Here is a 26233-nt window from a genome sequence, read left to right on the forward strand (position 1 = left end):
TTTTGCCCTCTCGAAAATCAACGGAATGAAAATTAGGCGACACGCGGCTGTGCGGTTCGCCAGCGCAGCTGATCATCGAGCATCCCCGCCTTGAGCAAATGATCGAGCCAGCGCAGCCGCGTGAAGCGCTTGTCGGTAAAGTCTTCAAATCTAAGTGCGATCGAGCGGAACGCCTCGTAAAGCTCCTGCGCTCCCTTTCGCGCCGTCGACTGAAACTCGAAATCCGGGAAAGTCCGTGAGAACTTGCTGAAGTCCGCCTTGTAGGTCCTTTGGTCCGCGCCCGGCTTCGGTGTCATTGTGAGCTGCGCGCCGGGGACGGCGTCAACGGCGATCTCCGCTATCTCGCGCACCTGAAGATTGAGGCTTTCAACACCCATGTTGAACGCCTCATTGTGGATGTCCTGTAGCGGCGCCTCCAGCATCAATTTGAAATAGCGCGCGACATCCTGGACATGAACCACGGGCCGCCATGGCGTGCCATCGCTATGGACTTCGACGTGTCCAGTTGTGCAGGCGCTGCCCATGAAATTGTTCAGCACGGTGTCGAAGCGCATTCGCGGCGAGAGACCATAGACGGTGCCGTTGCGGCAATAGACGGGCGAGAACCGGTCGTCCGCCAGCGCGCGCAGCGCTTCTTCGGCAACAGCCTTCGATCTTGCGTACTCTGTTTGCGGCGCCAGCGGGGCGGTTTCGTCGACGACGGCGGCTTTCGACATGCCATACATGATGCAGGAGGAGGAAAATAGGAACCGCCGGATGCCGGCCGCCTTGGCCATCGTGGCCAGACGAACTGTCCCTTCCGCATTGATCTGCCTCGTCCAATCCGCGTTGAGATTTCCGATCGGGTCGTTCGAGAGTGCCGCCAGATGGATCACCGCGTCAAAGCCCTGGAGATCCGGGGGTTCGATGGCGCGCAGATCCTTTGTGATCTCGGGCACACTGGTATTGTCGGCTCCCAGGGTGCACGCACGAAAATATCCCATGTCCAGCCCGACCACCTCATAGCCCGCCGCCTGCAACACGGGCACCATGACAGAACCGAGATATCCATTGTGTCCGGTGACGAGAACGCGTGTTGGTTCATTCATGTCTGCCCTGCTCCGCTTTCGAAAGGAGTTGACGGGTGAGGTCCAGAAGCGAGCATTGCTCGCTTACTTGCGCATATAGGCAGTCCGCGGCTTCGGCCGCTTGACGGTCACGATCGTCATCGCCGACAAAGAGTGTGCGTGTGAGGTCGAGATCAAAGTCGCGCTGTGCCTGATACAGCATGCCGGGTTTGGGCTTGCGGCAGTCGCAGCCGTCGTCCCAGCCGTGTGGGCAGTGGTAGATCTCCGCGATCTTGCCGCCGACGGCTTCGGACTCGGCGCACATGCGCTGGTGAAGCGCCTCGAGATCAGCGGCGGTCATCGCTCCGCGCGCTATCCCTGCCTGGTTCGAGATGATGACTATGCGGTAGCCGGCCTCGTTCAGAAGGGCCAACGCCTGCTTTGCACCCGGAACCCACTCCCACTGGTCCCATGAACACACATATTGAGCCCGTGGCGGTCTGCAGTTGAGTACGCCGTCCCTATCTACGAGCATGGTTTTTTCGCGTCTCATAAAGCGCTCCGTCGCGGGTAGACGCTCGATCGAGCCCACGCTGTAATAGCGGTGCTCGCTCACGAAGCCGGCGAGGCGATGCTGCGTCGCGAGCGGCGTGTAGATGGCCTCCTCGAAGAGGGTGTCCTCGTCGGGCAGGAGTTCGAGGGCGAGATCGGTCAGTATGGCATAGCTGATCTCGACTCCCTGCAGCCCAGGCGTGGTGCGGAGCCGGTCGAAGACGGTCACATTGTCGTCCGCATCAAGGATCACGCTGCCGCGTGAATAGCCGTCCTTGTTGCTGTAGACCGTGATCATTCCAGGCTTGCCGGCCGCACAGAAGCGTTGCCACAGCCGCTCCATGCGCATCGGCCAGTAATTGTCACAATACAGCAGCAGGAAGCACGGATCTATGAGGTGACGGGCATTGGATACCCGGCTGCTGGTGAGGTCGTCGGGACGGGTGACGGCATATTCGATACTGAGGCCCAACCTGCTGCCGTCGCCGAAGTGGTCCATCACCACATGGGGCAAATACCCGAGTAGAAGAAGAACCCTTTCGAACCCCTCCTGCCGCAGCTGTTCGATCTGGTATTCCAAAAAAGGGCGGCCGAGCACCGGCACCATTGGTTTCGGGCGGTCGAGTGTGATCGGCCGCATGCGCGTGCCACGCCCGCCGGCCAGGATGACCGCCTGGCGCGGCCGGCTGTAGGTGCGGCCCTCGACATCTGCCTTTTGCAGGCAGGGAGAGCTCGGCAGGACAATATTCATTGACCGCGCTCCGGTCGGTCGGCGACGAGGTATCGCGTGATGGCATGACAGATCGCGGCGTGGGCGTCCTCGACGAGTTCGTAGGTGCCTTTTTCAGACCGCACCCATACTGGCTGATCGACGAGCTCTTTAAGCGTGCCGCCGTCAAAACCGACAATGCCGATGGTGGCTACCTTCCTTTCGCGAGCGAGTTCGACTGCCCGCACGAGATTAAGCGAGTTCCCGCTGGCTGAAATCACTATGAGCACGTCACCCGGCTTGGCGAAGTTCTCCATCTGGCCGGCAAAGATACGCTCGTAGCCTTCGTCATTGCCGAGCGCCGTCATCCAGGAGACGTTGTCTGTCAGGCCCATGACCCGGATTGGCTGCCTTCCCGAGCGCTTCGTGGCCTTACCGAGGTCATTGACCCAGTGGGAGGCGGTCGCTGCGCTGCCGCCGTTGCCGGCGACGAAGACTGTGCCGCCCGCATCGCGTACGGCGCGCAGCATCTGTATCGCCTCCTGCACGGCATCCGTATCGATCTGCGCCAATGCGATGCACAGCGATGCCAGATAATCCTGCGTGAATTCTTTAGGCTGCAACCAGAGGGCATCATACGCGAACATTTGCGACATCCCACCACTCCCTGATCGATCGCGAGCTCTGTTATGCCACCGTCGATGGCTGCAATAGGTGAGCCATCATCACAGTGCGAGCACTTCGAGTTCAATTGCTATTCCGAATGCTATTCCGAACGGAAGCCGGCGGGCGGCGCTCATCGGAGGTACCTAAATCCCTTGTTCTCTCCGTTGCGGCCGGCACGTCGGCAGGCGGCCATATCGGCGTCAAGATCGTCACGGTGTCGCCCGACAACAATGCCGTAGGCAAACCCGCGGTGATGGGGCTTTACCTCCTGCTCGACGGCGGGACGGGCTGCGCATTTCATGCGCTCTTTCGGCACCACGGAGAGAACAAGGGATATTCCTTTTAGCTACCTCCGGTGAGCGCGCCGCCCGCCAGCTTCCCGTTCGGAATAGCAATTGAACTCGAAGTGCTCGCACGCTGTGATGATGGCTCACCTATTGCAGCAATCGAGGGTGTGGCATGACAGAGCTCGCGATCGATCAGGGACACGCGATCGATCAGGGACAGTTGCGCGAGCAAGTGCTTGGGGTACCCGTGCACGCCCTGGGCTTGGCGCAGGCAGTCAACTGCGTCTTCGACTGGGCCCTACGGCGGGAGAGCCGAACGGTTTTCCTGTGCAATGTCCACAGTGTCGTCACCGCCCGCCGCAATCGCGCCCATGCCGAAGCGATGGATAGCGCCGACCTTGTCGCGCCGGATGGAGCGCCGGTGGCCTGGATGCTGAGGCGGCAGGGACACGCGGATCAGCCGCGCATCAGCGGACCGGACCTGATGTGGATTTGTTGCCGGAGGGCATCGGAACTCGGCACGCCAATGTTCCTGTACGGCGGCAGCCCGGGCACCCTCCAGCGTCTCGGAGGGTGCATTCGAACCGAGTTTGCCGGCATAAACATCGTGGGCTCTTACTCACCTCCGCGCCGCCCTCTGTCGGCCGAGGAAGATGAGGCAGTGGTCAGAATGATCAATCAGTCCGGTGCGAGGATCGTGTGGGTGGGGCTCGGATGTCCCAAGCAGGAAAGCTGGATGCAGGCGCATCGCGGCCGGATCAATGCGGTCATGTTGGGGGTAGGAGCAGCTTTCGATTTCCACGCCGGAGACGTCAAGCGGGCGCCGCAATGGATGCAGAAGAGCGGGCTGGAATGGCTGCACCGGCTCTTCCAGGATCCCCGCCGCCTGGCGAGCAGGTATCTCGTGACGAACAGCCTGTTCATCCTGGCTTTGCTGCAGGCGTCGCTGCTTCCCAGGCGCAGACTTCGTGACGGTTAGAGGGAGGCGGAACCAGTGAACACACTCGGACCGCCGTGTTGCTGATCTGCGCCAACTCCTTCACGGGCGGCTGTTCTTTGGCGCTGCTGGGAGGCGGCGCTGCCCATGTCTGGACGGTGTGGTTTGCATTGCCTCGACAGGCACCTGACTGGAGGCTACCATGACTCTGAGCAAACAGGCCGCCAGTCTGGCTGTCCTGCATGTCACCGACGTCCTGCAGCCGCTGATCATCTTGCCCTATGCCGGGCGTGTCCTCGGACCCATGAGTTTCGGGCAGTACGCGTATGCGCTCGCCATCGGACAACTCGCTGCCGTCGTCGTGGCCTATGGATTTCATTGGACCGCGCAGCGCAGGGTTGCTTCCCTTCGATACGAGCCGGCGGCGATCGCGTCACTCGCTGCTCAGGTCATGGCCACCAAGGCAGTGCTGTTCGTTGCCGTATGCCTGGTTGGCCTTGTGCTGGCCGGCGACGTCCTGGCGCTCAGTAGGCCGACATTCCTGTGCGCGATGCTCGCGGCCGCCGGCAGCATTATTTTTCCGGCCTGGCTCTTCGTCGGCCTGGAACGCGCCTGGCAGGCGGCCGTCGCGGTGGTTGTTGCTCGCGTTCTGGCGCTAGTCTGTTTCGTCGCCTTGGTCGCATCACCTGACCAGGTCGCGCTCGCCGTTGCCATCCAAAGCGCAGTTCCCGTCGTCAGTGGCGTCATCTGCTTACCTTTCATCCTTCCGATTGGGTTCGGCGGCTTCAGGTCCGTGACGCTTTCGACGATTGGAATGCAGCTGCGCAATGGCTGGAGCGGATGCCTCTTCGTAGCCATGGACGCTGCCCTCGTCACCCTCCCTGTCGCCCTTGTCGAGCATTTCGAAGGTTATGTCGCAGCCGGACAATATTCTGTCGCCGAAAAATTCCTATTAGCCGCGCGGGTATTTTTCAAGTTGCTTATGGATACCTTCCTCCCGAGGGTTTCATACTACGCTCATGTCGACCCTGCTGCCGGGATACGACTGATAAGGAGATCACTATTCACCATAGCAGGCGGAACGGCGATGAGTATTGGAATGTTCTTTGTTGCTCCAAATATAATATTGATCCTCTTTGGAGATGAATTTTCAGGAGCGACACCTATCGTGCGCGCAATGGCAATTATACCATTGCTGATGAACATAAATACATTCACATCAAATATATTCATGTTTAGTTACGGGTATGAAAATGAATGGACCGCCCTTAACGCATCCGGTCTGCTAGTATTCCTGGTGGCCGCATATTTTTTGTCTTTCGTCATGGCGGAGCAAGCCATTGTTTATGCGATGGTGGCGAAGGAAGTCGTCGTGCTGGTGGTTTCAGCCGGCTTCTTCCTCATTGGCGGAGCGGCCGTCCTTCGCACGGCGGCAGCTTGCGACGCAGGCCGGGTGCGAGGATATCCGCCGGCGTCCCAATCCGCGCCGTTGGAGCACGAGGCCGATCGTTTCCGGTCGTAGGAGAGCATGTATGTTCGCCACTGATCACTTTGTCGTTCAGCCGTCCGGGTCGCCTCACCAGCCGATCCCCCCCAAGGATCGCGACGAGCTGACCGCGAAAGACATCTTGAGATTTGTTCGAAGCAGTTGGCGCCTTTGCCTCCTCTGGATGGTTGTGAGCCTTGGTGTCGGCGGCGCATATGCGGTCCTTTCGCCTGGATATTACACCGCCTATGCGACGATCCTCCTTTCATCTCCGCCCGCTTCGCAACCGGGCGAAGCTGAGGCAGATGAGCGGGTCTATGTAGAGAGCCAGATACAGGTCATTCAGTCGGACGAGGTCGTCGGACGCGTTGTTGACCACACTGGCTTAGCGGAAGACGAAGAGTTTGTGATGGATGACAGCTTGCGCGCGCGGATCTCCAGCTATGTGCGGAGCCAATTGGCGTCTCTCTTCGGCACCGAACTGCCGACGGCGGAGCCAAATATTCGGCATGAGGCGATGGTCCTTGTGAGACGCGCGTTTTCCGTTCATCAGCTGGGTTCCTCCCGCGCCGTCGAGATAGGGGCCACCTCTTCCGATCCTCAGTTCTCGGCCATGCTCGCGAACGCGATCGCCGGCGGTTACATCGGAAGTCAGCGCGAGAGCCGGCAGGCGGCTCGCGCGGAAGAAGCCTCTGATCTGCACAAGCGGCTGGCGGAACTTCGGGAAAAGGCTTTTGTGACCGAACCACTGAAGAAACCCCCATCAGACCCTGAATCTGCGGAGAGGGCAAGAGTCCTTTTCCGCGAGCAGCAGAGCGCGGCCGAGGTTTATCGCTCGCTTTACAATGCCCTTCTGCAGCGGACCCACTCCGATTTTAGCGCCTCGTCGCTGATCCCGAGCGCAAGGGTTATCACGGCGGCCGAACCGCCTCGCCAACGCAGTTGGCCGCCAACGGTCCTGATGGTAGCGCTCTCCGTTATGGCCGGTGGGGTTGCCGGCGTTGGTCATGCATTGATCAGGCAAGCAATGAACCACCGCCTTATAACGGTCGAGGATGTGCACAGGTCGACCGGCCTTGATCGGATTGTAGGCATCCCCAGAATTCCCCGCCGCAGGTGGAATGTTGTGGGGCCATGCGAGCAGTCTTTGCAGCCCGTCTACTCAAAGGACGCTCCCGAGCTTCACAGCTCGCTGAGTAAGATTGCCACCCGGATGCGCGGAGTTCAGGGCCGCCAAAGCGGATTTGTAATCGGCGTTGCTTCACCCCTCGGCAGGTCCGGAAGCTCCACGGTGGCGGTTCATCTCGCAAGGATCATTGCGGCGACCGGGCAAAAGACACTGCTCGTTGATGCCAATTGGCAAAAGCCATCAATGGACCAGCCAATGCTGAACGCGGAGCCAGGTCGCAAGCTCGCCAGGGCGTTTGCCACCATTCCCGCGGATCAGGAAGGGCTGGAAGTTCTGGTTCTCAGGCCCACGGGGTCAATCTCCGACTTGAATGCCTCGCTCTCCATCTCCGCTGCACTCCAGCATCTGCAGCAAGAATACAGTTGTATAGTGGTTGATTTTCACAGCACCGACCGCACTGCTGATCTGGAAGCGGCCATGGGCGTCATCAGCGAGGTCCTCCTGGTGCTGAAGGCACGCCGCACTTTCGCGGACCACCTTGAGGGAATCCTGCGCATCATCCCTGCAGAGAAACTCTCGGCAGTAATTTTGACCAGGATCAACCGTGCGGCTTTCAGTCCTAACCGGGAATACAGGCCATGACCTCGCCAGCGACATTGTCACGCAGGAAGGGTTCAGAGCCGGTCGACCTCGTTTGCAGCCATTCCCCTGACGTGCTCGACTACACCCTCTTTCTCTCCGGCATTTGGCTGGCCTGCGCCCTCGCAATATCCCTGCGCCTGCTTGGCCCTTTCTTCATAGTGATCCCGGTCGGTGTCTGTCTGGCCTATGCCGTGCTGCGGCAGACGGTGCCGCCTCGTCTGCTGGCGGTCTACACCGCCTTCTGCCTCTTCATTGCCCTGCTGTCCAGATACGGGCTGATGCCGGATTCCTGGCAGGTTCACTTCCTTCAAGAAGCAGTCATAAGGCAAATCGTCCCGATTGTGGGATTCTTCGCCGTCGCATGGGCATCCAAGGCTTATTTCCGCCGCAGGCTGATGAATGGCAATGCCTTTTTTGGTGCACCCGTTTTCTTGTTCCTGTCTCTCGTTGTCGCTCCGGCGGTGATGTTTCAGCAGGACGTGCAATATCAGGGCGCATCTCCGCAAGCCACGATACCGATTCTTTATGGTTCGCTGATCAATAACATGGTCATTGCCGCGTTTTTCATTGCAGGCGGTATTTTTCTGACGAACGACTGGCGCCGATACGGCGGCATTTTGCTCTTATTGGGAATAGCCCTCGCCAGCCCCTTGGCTCAGTTCAAGGTGCTCGCGGTCACGATGATCGTCATTCTAATTGGCGTGCCTGGCCGGTTGATGGCCGCAGCTCTGGCGACCGCACTGACTTCGGCCTATGCCGTCGGGCTGAACTTCATACCTCAAACCTTTGCTCTGGACCCGAATTCCGGGATCCGACTCGCGTTCATTTCGGACGCACTCGCATCCCTTGCGGATACATACGGATTTGGCATCGGATTTGGGAAGGAATCGGTCCGATGGCGATATGAGTTTCCCGGGTTCGAGGATATTACCTTTCTTCCTGACACCAGGAATATTACGCATGCCAAAATGCTTGAGATACTCTCGACAGGAATTCACAATTCGTTCTTTCAAGCCATATTGCGGACGGGGGTCATTGGTTTCATTTTGATCGTGTCTGCCATTTTGGTGGCCTTCCCGCCAAATCGACTGCCACGCGGTGTTAGCAATCATGCGTCCACAGTCTTCATCACGATTTTCCTCGCCATGTTCGTCAATCCAGTCCTGGAGAGCCCTGTACAGATTGTGGGAATTGCTTTCTCATACGGCTATTTGATTGCACTTCGCGCCAGCGTTCCGGCCTTGGCTGTGGAACCCCCTCCAGTTGAAGCGGGTCGAACGCAGCATTGCGCTTGTTCATACATCTGACCGAACATGGATGCGGCCCACCCGACATCGGCGGGCTATCGTTCTCGGTAGAAGGGGATCGCGTTGTACCGATTTTGGCGCGGCAGGAGCAGGAGAGCCGTCCGCTGATGTGCCCGCTCATGCGTCGGCGCCGTGCCGCTTCCATGAGGAGTGCCTCGAAAGAGCCAGCGAGCCAGCCATTTTGCCTCGGCCTTGGCTATGCCTCCTCTGGTAGTATAGGGCCATCCACTGCGCAGGTTCGGCCGCGCCGGAGAAACCCGTGCTAAGTCGCCCGTAGAGATACGGAGGCAACCGTTGGGGGACCCATGAAGCTGTTGAGATCCTTGTTGTCGGCGCTGTCGATGACCATGGCTTCGACCCGCCTCGCTTCGTTGGCTGGCGCCATCGCTCTGATTCCGACAGCGGCACTTGCCGACTACACGCTACAGCCCGGAGATACGCTGGAAGTATCGGTCCCTGGTATTCCGGATTTCAGGCAGCGATTGCTGATCGGAGTGGACGGCGAGGTGAACTTGGCGCTGGTTGGAGCGGTTCAAGTCAGCGGCCTTTCCATTCAACAAGCGCAGGAAATAATCGCTGGCAGTCTCGCCAGCAAGCAGTATCGGCAGGGGACCGCGGACGGCCGTGAAATAACGCACCTGATCGAGACCGACCAGGTCTTCGTTTCGCTTGCCGAATACCGGCCCATCTATGTTTATGGTGATGTGGCCAAGCCGGGAGAGTACATCTTCCGGCCGGGTATGACCGTCCGACAGGCTGTGGCGGTTGCGGGTGGCTACAGCGCTGCCCAGGTTCGCATCGCCAATCCGCTCATGGAAGCGGCCGATTTCCGTTCCGAGTACAAAGCCCTATGGGCGCAATTCGCAATGGAACAGGCTCGCATTTGGCGCCTTCGCACCGAACTCGGCGAAGAAGTCAAACATGTCGAGAACGTGCCGGTGCCTGAGGCGCTCGCCGAACGATTGAAGCAAACGGCAACAGCGCATATCGAAGCTCGGCTGTCAGACAGTGAAAAGGACAAGGAGCTTCTGCGACGTGCTGTCGAGGAGACTAACCTGCAACTGGGGCTTCTGTCTGAAAAGAAGAAGAAGGACGAAGAGGGAAGCCAGGCCGACGCCGACGAATACGAGAGCGTCAGGACGCTGTTTCAGAAGGGCCTGGCGCCGACCACGCGTCTATCTGAAGCCCGTCGAGCGGTGCTTATGTCATCAACCCAACTGCTCGACACGATCGTCCAGGCATCGAACATCGAGCGCCAGCGCGGTGAATATGTCAGACAGATGAACAAGATCGACAGTGAACGACAAATCGCGGCCTTGGGGGAGCTACAGGAGGCCTATATGAATCTGGCCCAGATCTCGGCGCGTCTTGAGGGTACCGCGCAGAAGCTGGCGCTTACAGGTCAAGCGCAATCCACCTTGCTGATAGCCGCGGGTCGGCCCGAGATAACAGTCCATAGAAAGCGAGAGCAGGGCGCAGAGACGCTCCCCGGCAGCGAAGATCTCGGGCTTGCGCCCGGCGACGTTGTGGAGGTCGTTTTGCCAAAGGCCGACTTTGCCGGAGCCGTCGCGTCGTCGCCACGGGCGTCCGGGATGCCGAATTGAGATTCGGACGGGGCGGACTGCGATGCGCGTCTTAATGGTTCATAATTTCTACCAGATAAGGGCCGGAGAGGACAGCGTGGTTCGGGAGGAGTTCGCGTGCCTGAAGCAGAATGGGGTCGACGTCGAGCTGTTCTCCGCCACGAATGACGATATCGTGCGGGTCGCGCGCAAGATTTCTACCGCCCTGGGGGTTGTCTACAACCGTCATTCACGGCGGGCCCTGTCCCGAAAATTGGCGGAATTTTCACCGGATGTCGTCCATATCCACAATTTCTTTCCTCTCCTGAGCCCCTCGATCCTGGATGCGTGCCGCGAGGCCGGCGTGCCATCAGTAATGACCTTGCACAATTTCAGGATCCTCTGTCCCAGCGCCTTGCTTTATCCCGATGAGAGGCTTCGGGAGCGAAGTCTCGGCCACGCCTGCTGGTGGACTGTTCCGAAGAAGGTCTACAGGAATTCCCTGGCGGGTACGCTCGCCCTTGCCGCAATGGTCGAGTTTCACAAGAGAGTCGGCACCTGGTCCCGCAAGGTCGACCGCTTCATTGCCCTTACCGACTGGGCCAGGCGCAAGCTTGTGGAAGGCGGCCTGCCGGCCGAACGCATTGTCGTCAAGCCGAACGCAGTTGCCAGGCCGCCGATCTTCGGTGACCTTCGTCGCAATGGAGGGCTGTTCGTCGGACGACTGGATGAGCACCACAAGGGAGTGGCCACGCTGCTCGAGGCGTGGAAGGAGATCGACTATCCGCTGCGGATCATCGGCGACGGGCCGTTGGCTCCGCTCGTCGAGCAATCTGCGGGCGAGCGCGTGGAATATCTCGGGCGTCAGTCGCGCGAGACGGTGCTGAAGGAGATGCAGGCTGCAGCATTCCTGCTCTTTCCGTCTAAAGGGTATGAATTGTTTCCCATGACCGTCATCGAGGCCTTCGCAAGCCGGCTGCCGGTCATCTGCTCGGAGCTGCCGTGGATCAAAGGGGTCGTGGAGCCAGACGTCACCGGCCTTGTCGTTCCTGTCGGCAATGCCGGCGCATTGGCCAATCAGGTGCGCTGGGCGCTTTCAAACCGATCTGCCTTGGAGGACTTGGCAGGCCGGGCCTATGCCGCCTATCAGGAGCAGTACACGCCCGAAGCAAACTTCAACCGGCTGATGGCCATCTATGAACCCCTGGTCAGGCGCCCAAGCCGGGCCTTCGCGGCAGTGTCGTGAGGTGGGCCCGGAACATGCGCCGGCAGGAACCGGCCAGGACTGCCCAAAGGGCACACCAAGCTTCACGCGTCAACGAGCGCAGTGCGGCCATGCCGGCGGGCCGGGGTACTCCCTATTAGTCGCTGATCGATTTGCCCCGAGGATCGATCCTACCGCCTCGTGCACTTCGGAGAGGTTCAGCGCGTGCCCATGACTACCTCTTTTGTTTCCATTACTGAAACAGCCGCGAGTGCGACGGGAGGCTGCGGCCCGCTCGCAGGCACCTATGCGAGGGGTTTGATCGAATGCGCATTGTCTTGACCCGGCGCGAACCTTTGGATTCGCCTGACGGTGTGAGCATCTTCATTGTGGCACTTGCCCAGGCGTTGCTCGAACTGGGGCACCAGGTGCAGATCGTGGTCGGCACCTTCGAAAGCCGCGCAAAATTCCAGCGACTTCTTTCGCCTCGCCTCGAGCTGCCGATAATCGGATTGAGCCGTGTGCCTTTGACCGGGCCGGCCTCAGTCGCGGCGTGGCTGCGGGCGATCGGCATCATCAATCGCTTCCGGCCGGAGGTTATCATCCACAGCGAGACGGTGCCGCTTCCGCTGCATGGCACGATCGTGCAGGTCGTCCACGATCTTCAGAGGCGGAAAGGGACGCTCGCGGCAGTCTGGCGAGCCATTCGACGGATAAGTTCGCGGCGCTCCCACCACGTCGTCGCCACTACGTCCGAGCTACAGGAAGAACTCGTGCTAGATCTTGGTCTGCCAAGGGACCAAATCCTCAAAATTCCCGAATGCATCGATCGCCAGTCATATGCGTCCCGTGGACTGGCAGATCGCGAGCGGGCAATCCTCCATGCCGGCACCTCGCCTTACAAGGCGCCGGAGGCGACGATCCGTGCATTCGGCGCCCTCAACGACCCTTCCGTACGGCTCTACGTGACGGGTGACATCACACGACCGGTGACGGAGGCGGTCGACGCTCTTCCTGAAGCGATACGGGGGCACGTGGTCCTTCTCGGCATGGCAGAGGGAGCACGCGTTCGCGAACTACACAGCCGCGTTCGCGTCGCCGCTTTCCCCACGCGCTATACGGTCCCTGTCGCCTCGGCAACGGTGATGGAGGCGATCGCCACCGGCACGCCCATCGTTGGGTCTTCAAGGCTCAGCCGGGATCTGCTCGCGGATGGCGTGAATGGGGCAGTGGTCGAACCACAGGCCGAGGCGATGGCCGCAGCGCTGAAGGCGGTGCTGGACGATGATGACCTTTGGTCGCGTTTGTCGGCGGGTGCCCGCGAGAGGGTTAGACAGTTCGATGCTCACAGTGTTGCAAAGCAATATCTGGAGCTCGCGAACCCCTCCGGATTGCGGTCCAACATCGGAATCTCGGTGAAGGGGGAGGAAGACAAAGGGACTGACGAACCGCGGCTCGCAGATCGTCAGCGGCTTGTCGGGCCCCTTGCATCCCATTCCCTGAAAGCTTCTTACGGTTGGGGAATGCGATGATCATCGGCTACTGTCGTATCAACTCCTTCGAACCCGCTGCCAGGCTGGAGGCGCAGAAGCTTTATCTTGCCCGGTTGGGAGCCGAGAACTTCTTCTGCGAGAAGGCCAGTATGTTCGGCTCGACGCCGGAGCTGGAGAGGGCGATCGCATGTGCCAGGAAGGGAGACGTGATTGCGGTCACGAAACCGTACCGTGTTGCGCGCACAACCCGCGAAGTGCTGGCGCTCATCGAAAGGCTTGGCACCAAGGATGTCGGTCTTCGCATCGTCGACACACCTATCGATACGAGCACGACGACGGGACGCATGATCCTTGCATCAGCGCCTCTGTGGACGCTTGGGATGTCCCCGCCGCGGTCAATGCTAGCAGACCTGTTTCTCTTTTGGCGTCGTCGTCGGTAGGGCATGGTCGGAGGCGATGCGCCAGCGCACCCTCCGCTCACCGCCAGTCGAAGGCAAGCCGCAATGGCGGCCTAGGATCAAATGTCTTGCGCTCGATGGACCACCCGGCATGCACGGCCGCCGTTTCCCAGATGATGTTGCCGGGATTGGCGAGCGCGTAGACGCAGCAGTCCCTAACGCTGTGCTTTTCAGCGCCTTCCGATATCCGGGTATGGAACGACAGGCCGTTGGATGTCGGGGCGTCCCTGCCGTCCCGTGGCTCATTGTAGGTGTCCCGGCTCCGGCAGCGGTTGAACGAGCAACCGCCACTGCCGACCTTACCCTGCGGAACGGCCGAGAACGCGCCGTTGCCCTGTTGAACGGCATCGACGTCATCGACCCGGCAATTGAAGCTTCCCTCCAGCATGACGCCAGCGCCCGTGGGGCTGTTGTTGTAGAAGACGAGTCCACGTCGAATTGTACAGCGATCCGAGTGAAAGGCGGAAATATTGTCCTCGGTCCAGGAGGTGGGACCGTTCTCGGCCGAGAATTCTTCGAGGCTCGTATCCGAAGAGCGGTTGAACTGCACATTCTGTCCACGCGGGAACGGCCCGCGCGCGTCGTGCAGTTCGAGGAAGCTCATCTGAGTGCCCGGACAGTCGACGACATAGATATTGGAGGAGCCGCGGGACGCCTTGACACGGATGATGATCGCATCGGGGCAGCTTTCCAGCTCTATGTTGTTGCGGTTCTGGCTTGGTCCGGTCCCCGAGGGGGGAACGCCGACATGATCGATCTCGAGATCCTGCAAGCGTATTCCGGCGGCTCCGCAAGCGTATATCCCGCTGCCCATGGCATGACGAATGCGGCAGCTGCGGACGATGACGCCCCGATGGAGTGCCGTGATCCCGTTGCCATGGGGGGCATAGATGTCAAGATTTTCAATGATCTGCCCATCTGCGCGCGAGAGCACCGGTCCGCTTGGACGCAGAAAGGTGGCCGCGCCCCCGAACCATTTACCGCCGCCCGATCGCCCTATGCCCAGATGCAGCGCTGCGCCGACGACGCCCGAGACGGGCAGCGCCAGCCCGGCAAGGAGACAGCGCCGATTAGGGCGGGACTTCAAGAGATTGCTGGCCGCGCGACCCGTTCGGGTGTCAGACGTCGGCTCCGCTTGTGCGGAGACGTCGAGGTCGCCGACGAGATGCGGATGGGCATGCCGCATCCGTCCTCTCGGCAAGGCGGCTTCCTCGGCGAGATTGTCGTCAGGCATCCCCCATCTCCCCTGTGCGCCGGCCGGCGCAGGTTCCCCAAGAATGCAGATTGGCGGCAGGCTTGTGCCCGCACAGCATCTCTCCATTCAGCCCGCCGCGAAAGCCCTTCATAGGTCTTAATACCGATGGGCAAAGTGCCATCTGCCGGATTTCCTGCCATTCTCTGAAGCTGGCGATAAGCGGAGCGCGAACCGATGTCGGTCGAGGCGGATGTCTTTGACTATGTGATCGTCGGAGCCGGGGCGGCAGGCTGCGTCTTGGCCAATCGTCTGGCGGCTGACGGGACCAATTCGGTGTGCCTGCTCGAGGCGGGACCGTCCGACAGCAGCATCCTTCTGCACATTCCGGCGGGACTCTACAAGACATGCTCGAATCCGAAATATACCTGGCAATTCGAAACGGAGCCGAGCCCGGGCACGGCCAATCGTTCCATTCCAATGGTGCAGGGCAAGACACTAGGCGGGTCGACCGCAATTAACGGGATGATCTACAACCGTGGCGCCGCTGCGGACTTCGACGAGTGGGCCCGCCAGGGCAATCGAGGCTGGGGCTACGCCGACCTGCTGCCCTATTTCAAGAGAACCGAGCGCAGGCTTGGGGCATGTGATCCCTTCTACCGCGGGACTGACGGGCTGCTTCCGGTTACAGACTGCGATTGGCGACATCCGCTTTGTGATGCATTCATCGAGGCCGCGCTAAATGCCGGTGTCCCGCGCAATCCCGACTACAATGCGGCAAACCAAGCCGGCGTGGGTTACTATCAGCGCTATATAGAAAAGGGATGGCGCGTGAGCGCAGGGCGGGCTTTCCTACGGCCGATCGCCAAAAAGAAGAACTTGGATGTCCGCACGAACGCGCAGGCCACTGCCGTCCTCTTCGGGGGAAAGCGTGCCATCGGCGTTCGATATGCACGAGGAGGGCCGGGTCATCCAACGAGCTGTGTGAAGGCCCGTGGCGAGGTGATCCTCTCGGCTGGGGCCGCGAACTCACCAAAATTGCTGCAGCTGTCAGGCGTCGGTGCTGCGGGTATGCTCTCGGGGCTTGGAATTCCGGTCGTGCACGAATTGTCCGGTGTCGGTACAAAGGTTCAGGATCACTACACCGTCCACCTGATCGCCCGGGTGGAGGGCATTGAAACGGTCAGCGGACACGGCGTCGCCCTCCTGCGCGAGGCGGCCAAATGGATGCTGGGCCGCCCGAACTTTCTCGCCGTCAGTCCGTCGCTCGTCTACGGGTACATCAACTCGCGGGATCTTCAGTCCACCCCCGATATCCAGCTTGAACTTACCCTGGGCAATTATACCGACCACGGCGCGCGGCGGTTTCCGGTCATCAAGCTTGGCTACTATCAGTTGCGGCCGAAGAGCATCGGACATGTTCGGGCGATCTCGGCCGATCCGTTTCAAGCTCCGCTCATCCAGCCCAACTATCTCGCCGATGATCGGGACCGACAGGTCGTCGTCGACGGCATGAAGGCCGTGCAGCAGCTGTTTCGGGCTCCCGAGCTCAGGCGCTACAACTGCACGGAAGAGCTTCCCGGCCCGAAAATAGCCGACGACGCCGACCGTCTGCAGTTTGCCCGCGAAATCGGGCTGACTGCCTATCATTTGTGCGGATCGTGCCGGATGGGCCCGTCCGACAGTGCTGAATCTGTCGTGGACGACCAGTTGCGGGTCCACGGCCTCAAGGGCCTGCGGGTCATTGATGCTTCCATCATGCCCTCCGTTCCCTCGGCCAACACTTCGGCCGCTGTCTTTATGATCGCGGAAAAGGCAGCAGACATGATCCTGGGTCGGCAACCCCTCCCGGCACTGGAACACCATGCGCCGGTCCAACCTGCGGCGGCCGAATAGTTGAAAGTCGAACGACAAGTGCCGGGAGAATTCCTTGAAGAGACGTACACTGGTTGCCTCTGAATTCAATGCGAAGGACCGGGCTCACTTTGCGTTGGCGTATGAGTTTTGCCGCATCGTTGCCGAATGCGAGGATGCCGATCTGATCGCCCCCGGCATCGACAACTACCTGACGAGACACTTTCACGCCATCTTGCCAAAGCACGACCCTCACAACGTCCAGCGTGACTTCAACAGACTGACGAGCGCGATTCGCAAAGGGCTAGGCTTGAGGAACGCACCAACCATGGAGCATGTTCGGCTCACCCAAGACTATGACCTTTTCTTCTTCGTCGCTTGGAGCCCGCAAAGTCTTGTTGAATTGTCTCGGATCCACGACTGGCGCGGCCGCTGCAAGGTTGCTGTCGCGTATCTGTTCGAACTCTGGTCGAGCACGCTCGAACAGGACCGCCAATATCTGAAGCTCCTGGACCAGTTCGATCACGTGTTCCTGTTGCACAGCGCGTGCATACCGCGCCTGCCTCAATACACCCGCACGCCCTGTTCCTTTCTTGCCACGGGTGTCGACGGCCTTATTTCAACGCCGTATTTGTCGCCGGTCAAACGCGTGGTCGACGTATACTCGTTCGGCAACCGAGCCGCGAAAATGCACCGGCAGCTTCTGAAGCTGGCCGAAGAGCGGGACTTCTTCTATCTCTACGACACGCTCGCAAGCACAGATTCCCGGGTCAGGGACTGGCATGAGCATCGGTTGCTGCTCGCCAATATCATCAGGCGCACGCGCTATTTCATGGCTTTCAGTCCTGCGGCACTTGCAAACTCCAAGTCCGTCACGGTTGCCGGCGAGCAGGTGCTGCCTGCCCGTCTCTTCGAAGGGGCCGCGGGCGGCGCCGTCATGCTTGGGACCGCGCCGCTATGCGCCGAATTCGGCGAGCACTTTGACTGGCAAGACGCGGTGATCGAGGTATCACCAGACTCGAGCAGTATCGCAGACGTAATTGGCGAACTCGACGCAAACCCCCGCCGCACAGAATTGTTGCGCCGAACAAACGCGGTCCGTTGCCTAGAGATGCACGATTGGGTTTACCGTTGGGAGCACATCCTTGTCACGATCGGAATGGAGCCGTTCCCGCGACTCCACATTCGCAAGTCCCTGCTGCGACAGATCGCCGCCGATGCGATGGCGCTCGCCTAGACGATCAGGCCCGAAAGTGGGAACCGGTTTCGGGTTCGGTGCTCAAACGGTGAAAGAGCGGCAGTTCCGAACCGGTTGCTTCCGTCGGAGCGTCCGCCGCTCCAGTGCTGCGCGCGAGAGCATTTCATTTCGACGTACTCCGAAGGGCTAACAGGCGCCGGAAGCGGGCAAGGAGAAGGTCGTGTGTCCGCCGGCTCTGCCCTTTGGGGTTAGAGCTTATGCCGAATTGGATTCGCACAGTGTCGCTGCCATTCTCTCAACTCCAAGAACCGAGTGCTACCGCAGCCACGGCAATCGAACTTCGCGTGAAGGGGCAATGACCGCAGGCGGCGGACGCAGTCACGCTGGGCATTTCGGCGGTTTTCAGCCGAGGAGGGGGCGGTCGTCACGACATTGGTGGATGGATGCGGCTTTGAACGCAGGTGAACGTCATGGCACTTCTTCATGAAGGCCCCCGTGCGGGCGCCACGTCAAACGCACCGCGGTGGAACGTGCCCCTCAAGGGCAATGTTCTTCTGCAGTCGTTTCCGCTTCTCGAGGCAATGTCCGTCGTGCTGCTCAGCATCGTCTCGGGAATGGTATATGATCTTGTGAGTTTCGGACATCTCGGCGAGTACGGCCGGAACTTCGGGCTCGGTGTTGTTGTAGCCGCCCTTTTTTCGACTTCCGCATATGCGCGCTGCCCATATCTGAGTTCCGAGCCGCGGTCGCTGGCCTCTCAGATCAAGGAGGTCGTGCTTATCTGGACGGCGGTCTTTCTTTGCCTGTCGGTTGTGGCGCTTGCACTCAAGGTGGGAGACATGTTTTCGCGCCAAGCCGTCATGCTGTTCTTCGTGACGGGACTTGGCGGCATCATCTTCGTGCGCTTGGGCGCCGGACGACTGTTTGCCTCCTTGACCAGGTCGGACATGCTTGCCAAACCGCAAGTAGTGATCGTAACGCAATCGGACGTGCGCGTGCCAAGTGGCGTAGTCCAGGCAATCGAGGCTTCCGGATGCGACGTCTGCCAAACGATTACATTGCCGGCGGCATCCAGCGAGGGCTCGCTCCTTGAATGTATGGATAAGCTCATTGAACATGTGCGTCGGCGTTCTGTCGACGAGATAGTCCTTGCTGTCAGTTGGGCTGACATATCCCTGATTGAGAAAATCACGGCTCACCTTTGCGTGGTTCCGGTACCCGTAAGGCTCCTTCCGGACCACGTCGTTAGCGCGCTCTTGAAGCGGCCTGTCGTCAACCTGGGGGGGACGAGGGCGATAGAACTGCAACGCGCGCCCCTAACGACGCCTCAGCTGCTTACGAAGCGGCTCTTCGACCTTGTGCTGACCACTGCCGCCCTTCCATTTCTTCTGCCCCCTCTGGCCGTTGTAGCGGGGCTGATTGCGCTCGAATCCGGGAGGCCGGTGCTCTTCTGTCAGCGTCGGGCCGGGTTCAATGGCCGCACGTTCAAGATCTATAAGTTCCGAACGATGACGATCCTGGAGGACGGGCCTGTTGTCCCTCAAGCCTGCAGGGGCGATCCCCGCGTCACCCGCGTTGGGCGCATATTGAGAAGGTTCAGTATCGACGAGATTCCGCAGCTGTGGAACGTGCTGAAGGGCGACATGTCGTTGATAGGCCCGCGGCCGCACGCGCTGGCGCATGACAGCGAATACAGCCAGATCATTTCTCTCTATCCGGCTCGGCACAAGGTGAAGCCGGGGATCACCGGCTGGGCACAAATAAATGGCTGCCGCGGCGCGACGCCGCATGTCTACATGATGATCAAGCGTGTCGAACACGATATGTGGTACGTCAACAACTGGTCGGTCTGGCTCGACATAAAGATCCTGCTTCTGACCATCCCCCGCATCTGGACGGGGCGAAACGCCTTCTAGCCCAACTTTGCCGGTCCGAGGCCGCTGGAGGCGATTTTGTGTGGCAAGTGATTGATTTGCAAGGAGTGGCGGCTGGCGCTGTTACAGAACATCTGAATGCAAGCGATGATCAGTGCGAAACACAGCGACCGCTCAATGCATAACCTGCGACTTCAAGCAAAAGTGCCCGCACGGCAACGGGGTTGGCAAGGTACCGCTATGGGAGCGGAGAGGAATGCTATGACTCGGGCGATTGACGAAGATCGTGTCTCTCTGGTCGTGAGTTCCACTCGAATGGAACGATCTCCACGCCCAGACAAACGAGGATGACGGCTTCTGTGAGTCCGCAACAAACCCGAACCACTGACCGAACTGCGGGGCCTCCCCTTATCGAGTATGCTACGGCGAGGTTAGTTCCCCAAGGTCGGCTTGCATGCATCAAAGGACAAAATATCCTGCTCAGTTCAACGCAGGGGGTAGTTTTTGCGCTCAATGACACTGCGGCGGATATCTGGCGCTCGCTTGAAGAAGGCGTGCCGGTCGAGGCTATCTTGGGCGAGATGGCAGCCCGTGGCGTTGATAGGCAAGAGGCCTATGGCTATGTCGAGGCTGCCCTTCAAGACTGGGAACAACTCGGCCTAATCCAGCCTGCTCCACCGCCGTGCCCAACCGCAGCTCATCAATATATCTGCCAGGTCGTTGCTGTTCCAGGCGTGTGTGTGCGCATACTGTATCCGGCGGCCGTCGCCTTTCCGGCCGCGACCGTATTTCAGCATCTCGAAGTTCGAAACAGGGCCGTCGACGTTCTATTCCATCTGGTTGAGCGCAGGGAGCGGATCCACCTGTTCCGGGATGGCCACTGGACTGATTCCTGTGGTCGAGACGAGATACCCATTATGGTCAAAGGGCAACTGCTGGCCGAAGTGCTTGGGGACAGTGAATATGAACTCGCCCTCCATGCGGCGGCGCTTTTCAAGAACGGCCGCACGCTCCTCCTTTGTGGTAACCCCGGCTCGGGCAAGACGACGCTGACCTTGGCGCTGGTCCACGCGGGGTTTGGCTTCGCGGCAGACGATGTGACACTTCTCGACTCGGCCGGACAGGGTATCGGCCTTGCTTTTGCGCCTGCAGTCAAATCGGGATCATGGTCCATTCTCGGACAATTTTTCCCCGAACTCGGCAGGTCTCCGGTTTACCGGCGCCCCGATCGCAGGCGCGTGCGCTTTCTTGTGCCTAAGGATCATGTCCCTCCCGTTCCCCGGCCCGTGGGCTGGGTGGTCTTGCTCTGTCGGACGCAGGATGCCAAACCTTCACTGCGGGTGATTGACCCGACCGACATCCTGGGTGGCTTGCTGAACGGCGCCTTTGCGCGGAATAAAGAGCTAAGCAGCACCGCGTTCGACGTTCTTTGCCAAGTCATCCGATCGGCACAGGGCTTTTGCCTGACCTATGCCAAATTGGATGACGCGTTGGAACTGCTGAAGGCGGCGTGCCGATGAAGCCCACCAGGGATGCGCTCGAGGCCCTGATCGCGGGACTTAGCGGCCGCCTGGTGGTAACGGCCGACTGGCAGGCGGTAATTGCACTCGCCAACCACACTCTGCTTACGCCCGTCTTGTTCGCCACTCTTGCGCACACGGGCCAGCTTGACCGGCTCCCCGAAGACGTGGGCCAGTATCTTCAGTTCATTTACCGCTGCAACCGGGAACGCAATTTGCGCTTGCGCAGGCAGCTGAATGAAACCGTTGCTGCCCTCAATCAGGGGGGCGTCGTTCCGGTCCTGCTCAAAGGGGCCGTTCCCTTGTTCCTTTCGTCGAGCGGCAGGGTTCCCGACAGGATCATGAGCGATCTCGACGTGGCTGTGGAAACGGCCAAAGAAGGGGCTGCCCGGGCTTGCCTTGCCAAGCTTGGCTATGCCGAAGTGACGGTCGATGGTGGCATGGCGCGCCCGCAAGACGTCGGTCTCCTGGAGCTCCGGCCGTACCGGGAGATTGACCGCGAGTCCCCGAGGCTTGCCCGCCGTCACGGCCTTAGGGCGAAAATCCCCGCCCCACAGTCGCGGGCCCTCCACTGGATCATGCATGATCTCATCAAGGAGGCGGACTACTGGCGCGGAAGGACCGACTTTCGCCACCTTTATGATCTGGCGCGGCTGGCGGAACAGCATAAGCTGGATTGGGCGGTGCTCCGAACATCCTTGCCCGACCAGAGCGCGCGGAACGCGTTCGATACTCAACTCCTGGCATTGAGTCACTTCTTTGGCGTCAGAGCACCGGCGCAATATGTGCGGCGCCCATTGGTTCGCTTTCAACACTGGCGGCGTGTCTTCCCCTTGTACCATCCCGTCCTCGGCGTTCCATTGCGCCTGGTCGGCAATTCGCTGTGGGGTATGTGGCGACTCCTACATGGCGATGGCTTGGGCCGACGGAGTCCGCTCGACTTTGGACGCCGCGCCACTAGCATCCTCCTTGACGGCGATCTCGGGTCAAAAGTGTAGTAATACTTAATTTCCTGAATTGTATCTTGATGGCGCGTTGTCTTCACGAGTCGCATATGATAGTTTATATGGTTAGAGGTTAGAGTTGTTATTCTAAGCCTGGAGTACATTTGATGAAGAGCTGGAAATATTCCAAAGTAAAGACAGATAAACTTGTCCCGGAAGAACAGGCACGTCGTGAATTTCTAAAGAATGCCGGGCGTTTTGCTGTTGTAACACCTCCATCCATTGCTCTGTTGCTTGGCACGAGCTTGAACTCGCAAGCTATTGCCGCATCGCATGGCGCACGTCCCGGACATGGATGGGGCAGCAAGAAACGCGTCCACTCTGGCCGCAAGCCTTAGAATGGTTTCGTTGGTCGTTCTGGCCGATCATAGATGACGTGTAGTCCGGAACGCCTAAGTCGGTTGGAGGCGGCCGTGGAAACGGAAGCGCGCTTCGCCCGATCTTTGCCCCAGCAGTCATCGATCCTGCCATATTGCCGCGCCTCTGCGGTCTACCCTGATCCTGTCTAAGGAAGGGGGCTCAGTTTTCGCGCATGCCGAGACGGAACGCGTCCGTTAGAGGTTGCGTCAAGTAGGACAGCACGGTCCGCTCGCCGGTAGCAACGATCACCTCCGCCGGCATGCCGGGCCTAAGTTTCTCGCGGACCTGTTCGGGGAACTGAGAGACCTGCACGGAAACTTTCAACTCGTAGTAGGGCTCACGCGTCACTTCGTCATGGAGCGCGTCCGCGGCAACGGTCTGCACCTCGCCGATCGCGACCGGCGTCGAGCGAGCCTTGAACGAAGGCAGTCGGATCTCGGCAGGAAGGCCCTCGGCAACATTGTTGATGTCGACCGGCGACATCTTCGCGGAGACGATCAGAGTGTCGTCATCAGGGACGATCTCCATCAAGGTTTCGCCGGGGCGAACCACGGCTCCTATCGTGTGTACCTTAAAGCCGACAACGCGCCCGGACCGCGGTGCGCGTATTTCGGTGCGGTTGAGCACGTCATCTGCAACGTGCAGCTTTTCGCCGGCGTCGGCGAGCTTGGCACTGGTCTCGGCAAACTGTGCCGAGACCTCTTCGATGGCCTCGCGCCCGACTTGCTCGATCTGGAGTCGCGCCTCGCCGATAGTGTGGCGCTCGCCCGCTATTCCGGCAAGGAAGGCACCAAGCTGACCTTGGAGATCGGCCTGCTGCCGTTTGAGCGCGGTCAGCCGCGTGCCCAGAATGATGCCTTTATGGGCTAAGGGCGCCAGCATGTCGTGCTCTTCTGTGATACTCTCGATCTGCAAACGGACAGCCTCGCTTTGGGATTGTACGGCCTCGATCTTCCGTTCGGACTGGGCGATGCGCTCCTGCAAAATGGGAACCTCGTTCGTACGGGCCAAGCGGCGCTTGTTAAACAGTCGCAACTGGTCTTCCATCGCGCGCTGGGCCAGGGGGGCGCTCCCTAGCGTGAGTTCGCGCGGGAAAGTGACCATTTCGGCTCCGTCCAGTTCCGCCTGCAGCCGTGCCTTCTCGGCAAGCAGCGAGAAGACGGCGGACCTCGCGATTTCGCCCTGCGCCTGCGCCTCGGTGAGATCAAGGCGCACGAGCACCTGACCCTCGGTCACGTGTGCGTTGGGCGAGACGAGAATGTCACGCACGATACCGCCCGCAAGGTGCTGAACCGCCTTGCGGTCGGTTTCGACCACAACTGTACCCGAAGCGACCACCGCGCTGTCGAGGCTGGCCAGAGAGGCCCACCCGCCGAGGATGCCGAAGGTCAGCACGACGATGCCAAAGCCCATCCGCGCGGGCTTGCGCCAGTCGCCGGAGAGGTTTGCGTGTGCCGGCTTGTGGTCTGGGCCGGCAAAATCTAACGGCGTGAAAATCTGCGGGAAGCTAGCTCGAGTCACCCGTCCTGCACGCAAGAGCGCGGAAAGTGTCGGCCCCACCGCGCTTGTACAAGCGGAGGCAGGCGTCGAGCGGGCCGTCCGCGTCGGGAGCCCGCGAACGCGTGCTATGACTGCAGTCCTTTTCGAGGTGTCAGGCATCATCATCGTTGGTCTCGACTCGTTATGCATCGACGCGTGTCCGGCGGAGGAGAGAGTGCGCTGGATCTGACGCCGGCGGTCCGGCGCGCCCTCCATCCCAGACGGGCCGCCGCGGTGCCGGCGCTACGTTCGGGCCGACGAGCGACGGCAGCAACTGGTCACGACTGCCCATCTGCGCTATTCGTCCTTCCTGCATGATGATCATTCGATCCACCGCCGACAGGAGGTTCGGCCTGTGGGTCACGATCACAACGGTCTTTCCGTCTCTCCGCAACCCTTCGATGGCCCGGATCAGTGCGCGATTGCCATCGCTGTCCAAATTGGCATCAGGCTCATCGAGCACGACGAAGCTCGGCTTGCCAAACAGGGCGCGCGCGAGACCGACCCGCTGCCGCTGCCCACCCGACAGTCCGACTCCATCCTCCCCGATGTCGGTCATATACCCGTTGGGGAGGCGCTGGATCATCTCGTGCGCAGAGGCGTGTGTTGCCGCCTCGGTCACCTGCGCATCGGCCGCGTCCGCTCGGAAGCGCGCAATGTTGTCGCGCACGCAACCGGAGAACAGCTCGATATCCTGGGGCAGGTAGCCGAGCGCGGTGCCGAGTTGGTCCGGATCGTAATGGCGCAAATCGTTGCCATCGAGTCGCACGCATCCTTGCGCCGGCGGCCACGCACCCACAAGCGCACGCGCGAGCGAGGATTTGCCCGAGCCCGATGACCCGACGAGGGCGACGACCTCTCCCGCGTTCAGCGTGAACGTCGCGCCCATGACGACCGGCGTGTTCGTACCGGGGGCGAGGACGAAAAGGTTCTCGACGGAAACCGTACCCCTGACGTCAGGCAGACGCACGCGTCCGGCAATGGGCGGGTTCTCCTCGAATATGCGTTCCAGGCGCGCATGGGCGCTGCGCGCGGACACGATACTTTTCCATTGCGCCACCATGATCTCAATCGGGGCAAGCGCCCGACCCATGATAAGCGACGCCGCAAACAGGACGCCCCCGGAGATTTCCTGGTTAATAGCCAGGTACGCACCGACGCCCATCATGGCCGTTTGGATGGCCATGCGCAGAAACTTGGACAACGCAAGAAGGGTGCCGCCGCGCTCGCCCGCGCTGACGGAGTAACCTAGCGCTTCCTCGCGGATTCCGGTGCACCATGACCGGATAGCGGGCCCCATCCCGAGCCCCCGAATTGCCTCTGCATTGCGCAGCGAGGAGCCCAGCCTGTCGATCGCGCGAGTGTTCGTGAGCGAGGCTCGCAAGAGCAAGCCCTTCGTCGCTCGCTCATTTACGAGTGCGATCGTCACTATCGCCACCGCGCCGACGAGGGCCACAAGGCCGATCAACGGGTGAAGTAGGAAGCAGATCACGATGTAGATCGGAGCCCAGGGCGCGTCCATCAGCGCCATGATGACGCCGCCCGAAAGAATGTCGCGCATGAGGTCGAGATCGCGCAGGGTCTGTGCATGATTCGATCCGCGGACACGCAGCGCCGAGGAAAGCGCCGCCTCGAAGGCGGGACCGGACAAGAGCCGGTCGAACCGCACGCCAGCCTGCTGGAGGATACGAGCCCGATAATGTTCGAGGGCCACATAGGTCATCAGCAACACGCCCACGATCACCGAAATAATGACGAGCGTGACGGCATTACGGCTCGTTAGGACGCGATCATAAATTTGCATCGTGTAGAGCGGAGACACGAACATGAGAAGATTGATGAAGAGCGAGAGCCCGCCGGCCGCGAAGAGGCCCGGACGGATCTCGCGCAAGGCTCCCGCGAGCGGCGAGGGCACATGCAAGGAGGAATTTGTCATCTATTATTCGAATCCAGTGAAGCGGTCGCGGGCGCTTTAACCCTGGCCATCTTCAGGTCTCTGTTCACGAGGGAGGAAGGCGGCAGGGCAGGGCGAGGTCTCATGCAAAAATCCCCCGACGGAACCACCCGCCGAGTTGGTCCGAGCGCGAGCCCTGCCCCATCTCACCGTGCTGAAGTGGGGGGGGGGGGGGGGGGGGCGCCCCCGGGGGGCGCGCGCCCGGCCGCGCGGCGGGGGGCGGGCCGGGGGGGTGGTGGTGTGGGGGGGGGGGGGGGGGG

At 60.5% G+C, this 26233-nt stretch carries 20 protein-coding genes and 1 pseudogene; 15 read left to right on the forward strand and 6 right to left on the reverse strand.

Going from position 1 to position 26233, the window contains the following annotated elements:
* Window positions 1–32 precede the first annotated feature (32 nt).
* Genes AC0L3I_RS33050 through AC0L3I_RS33060 form a run of 3 tightly spaced genes read right to left on the reverse strand, consistent with a single transcriptional unit; the run spans window position 33 to window position 2963 of the window.
* Window positions 33–1088 carry an NAD-dependent epimerase/dehydratase family protein gene (locus AC0L3I_RS33050; protein WP_473529707.1) on the reverse strand — a complete coding sequence of 352 codons (1056 nt, stop codon included), beginning with the start codon at window positions 1086–1088 and terminating at the stop codon, window positions 33–35.
* Window positions 1081–2349, reverse strand: coding sequence for an HAD-IIIA family hydrolase (locus AC0L3I_RS33055; RefSeq protein ID WP_095490897.1), 1269 nt, complete (start codon window positions 2347–2349; stop codon window positions 1081–1083). The genes AC0L3I_RS33050 and AC0L3I_RS33055 overlap by 8 nt, the downstream gene beginning before the upstream one ends.
* The gene (locus AC0L3I_RS33060; RefSeq protein ID WP_473489150.1) at window positions 2346–2963 is read right to left on the reverse strand and encodes an SIS domain-containing protein; all 618 of its coding nucleotides are present in this window, start codon (window positions 2961–2963) and stop codon (window positions 2346–2348) included. Before AC0L3I_RS33060 ends, AC0L3I_RS33055 begins: the two co-directional genes overlap by 4 nt.
* Window positions 2964–3139: 176 nt before the next feature.
* Here AC0L3I_RS33060 and AC0L3I_RS33065 point away from each other — a divergent pair.
* The 9 genes and pseudogenes from AC0L3I_RS33065 to AC0L3I_RS33105 all read left to right on the forward strand — a co-directional run.
* Window positions 3140–3262, forward strand: a pseudogene (locus AC0L3I_RS33065) (bifunctional Delta(1)-pyrroline-2-carboxylate/Delta(1)-piperideine-2-carboxylate reductase); the annotation flags it as partial.
* Between the two features lie 170 nt (window positions 3263–3432).
* The gene (locus AC0L3I_RS33070; protein WP_473489149.1) at window positions 3433–4239 is read left to right on the forward strand and encodes a WecB/TagA/CpsF family glycosyltransferase; all 807 of its coding nucleotides are present in this window, start codon (window positions 3433–3435) and stop codon (window positions 4237–4239) included.
* A 160-nt stretch (window positions 4240–4399) separates the two neighbouring features.
* Window positions 4400–5719, forward strand: coding sequence for an oligosaccharide flippase family protein (locus AC0L3I_RS33075; RefSeq protein WP_473489148.1), 1320 nt, complete (start codon window positions 4400–4402; stop codon window positions 5717–5719).
* A 10-nt stretch (window positions 5720–5729) separates the two neighbouring features.
* Complete coding sequence (locus AC0L3I_RS33080; protein WP_473529708.1) at window positions 5730–7454, forward strand: Wzz/FepE/Etk N-terminal domain-containing protein; 1725 nt, start codon at window positions 5730–5732, stop codon at window positions 7452–7454.
* Entirely contained in the window at window positions 7451–8761 is a 1311-nt protein-coding gene (locus tag AC0L3I_RS33085; protein WP_473489146.1) for an O-antigen ligase family protein, read from the forward strand. Before AC0L3I_RS33080 ends, AC0L3I_RS33085 begins: the two co-directional genes overlap by 4 nt.
* 305 nt (window positions 8762–9066) lie before the next feature.
* Entirely contained in the window at window positions 9067–10365 is a 1299-nt protein-coding gene (locus AC0L3I_RS33090; RefSeq protein ID WP_473529709.1) for a polysaccharide biosynthesis/export family protein, read from the forward strand.
* A gap of 22 nt (window positions 10366–10387) precedes the next feature.
* Complete coding sequence (locus AC0L3I_RS33095) at window positions 10388–11569, forward strand: glycosyltransferase family 4 protein (RefSeq protein WP_473529710.1); 1182 nt, start codon at window positions 10388–10390, stop codon at window positions 11567–11569.
* A gap of 284 nt (window positions 11570–11853) precedes the next feature.
* Entirely contained in the window at window positions 11854–13059 is a 1206-nt protein-coding gene (locus AC0L3I_RS33100) for a glycosyltransferase family 4 protein (protein WP_473529711.1), read from the forward strand.
* Window positions 13056–13460, forward strand: a complete 405-nt coding sequence (locus AC0L3I_RS33105) for a recombinase family protein (protein ID WP_473489142.1) — start codon at window positions 13056–13058, stop codon at window positions 13458–13460. The genes AC0L3I_RS33100 and AC0L3I_RS33105 overlap by 4 nt, the downstream gene beginning before the upstream one ends.
* Window positions 13461–13497: 37 nt before the next feature.
* Here AC0L3I_RS33105 and AC0L3I_RS33110 read toward each other — a convergent pair whose 3' ends face one another.
* Window positions 13498–14712 (reverse strand): hypothetical protein, encoded by a 1215-nt coding sequence (locus AC0L3I_RS33110; RefSeq protein WP_473529712.1) that lies wholly within the window; start codon window positions 14710–14712, stop codon window positions 13498–13500.
* Window positions 14713–14907: 195 nt separating this feature from the next.
* On the opposite strand from AC0L3I_RS33110, the gene AC0L3I_RS33115 reads away from it, so the two are divergent.
* The 6 genes from AC0L3I_RS33115 (at window position 14908) to AC0L3I_RS33140 (ending at window position 22458) form a co-directional block, all read left to right on the forward strand.
* On the forward strand, window positions 14908–16566 hold the full coding sequence (locus AC0L3I_RS33115; protein ID WP_473529713.1) for a GMC family oxidoreductase: 1659 nt from the start codon (window positions 14908–14910) through the stop codon (window positions 16564–16566).
* Between the two features lie 34 nt (window positions 16567–16600).
* A complete protein-coding gene (locus AC0L3I_RS33120; RefSeq protein ID WP_473529714.1) occupies window positions 16601–17761 on the forward strand; it encodes a glycosyltransferase in 1161 nt (386 codons plus the stop codon).
* Between the two features lie 431 nt (window positions 17762–18192).
* On the forward strand, window positions 18193–19638 hold the full coding sequence (locus AC0L3I_RS33125; RefSeq protein ID WP_473529720.1) for an exopolysaccharide biosynthesis polyprenyl glycosylphosphotransferase: 1446 nt from the start codon (window positions 18193–18195) through the stop codon (window positions 19636–19638).
* A gap of 305 nt (window positions 19639–19943) precedes the next feature.
* Window positions 19944–21116, forward strand: coding sequence for a PqqD family peptide modification chaperone (locus AC0L3I_RS33130; protein WP_473529715.1), 1173 nt, complete (start codon window positions 19944–19946; stop codon window positions 21114–21116).
* Window positions 21113–22114 (forward strand): nucleotidyltransferase family protein, encoded by a 1002-nt coding sequence (locus tag AC0L3I_RS33135; protein WP_473529716.1) that lies wholly within the window; start codon window positions 21113–21115, stop codon window positions 22112–22114. Before AC0L3I_RS33130 ends, AC0L3I_RS33135 begins: the two co-directional genes overlap by 4 nt.
* Window positions 22115–22227: 113 nt before the next feature.
* A complete protein-coding gene (locus AC0L3I_RS33140) occupies window positions 22228–22458 on the forward strand; it encodes a hypothetical protein (protein ID WP_473529717.1) in 231 nt (76 codons plus the stop codon).
* A 181-nt stretch (window positions 22459–22639) separates the two neighbouring features.
* Here AC0L3I_RS33140 and AC0L3I_RS33145 read toward each other — a convergent pair whose 3' ends face one another.
* Together AC0L3I_RS33145 and AC0L3I_RS33150 are read right to left on the reverse strand one after the other, a co-directional pair.
* On the reverse strand, window positions 22640–23893 hold the full coding sequence (locus tag AC0L3I_RS33145) for an HlyD family type I secretion periplasmic adaptor subunit (RefSeq protein ID WP_473529718.1): 1254 nt from the start codon (window positions 23891–23893) through the stop codon (window positions 22640–22642).
* A 268-nt stretch (window positions 23894–24161) separates the two neighbouring features.
* Window positions 24162–25955 carry a type I secretion system permease/ATPase gene (locus tag AC0L3I_RS33150; protein ID WP_473529719.1) on the reverse strand — a complete coding sequence of 598 codons (1794 nt, stop codon included), beginning with the start codon at window positions 25953–25955 and terminating at the stop codon, window positions 24162–24164.
* Window positions 25956–26233: the final 278 nt, after the last annotated feature.

The organism is Mesorhizobium sp. WSM4840 (assembly GCF_055811755.1).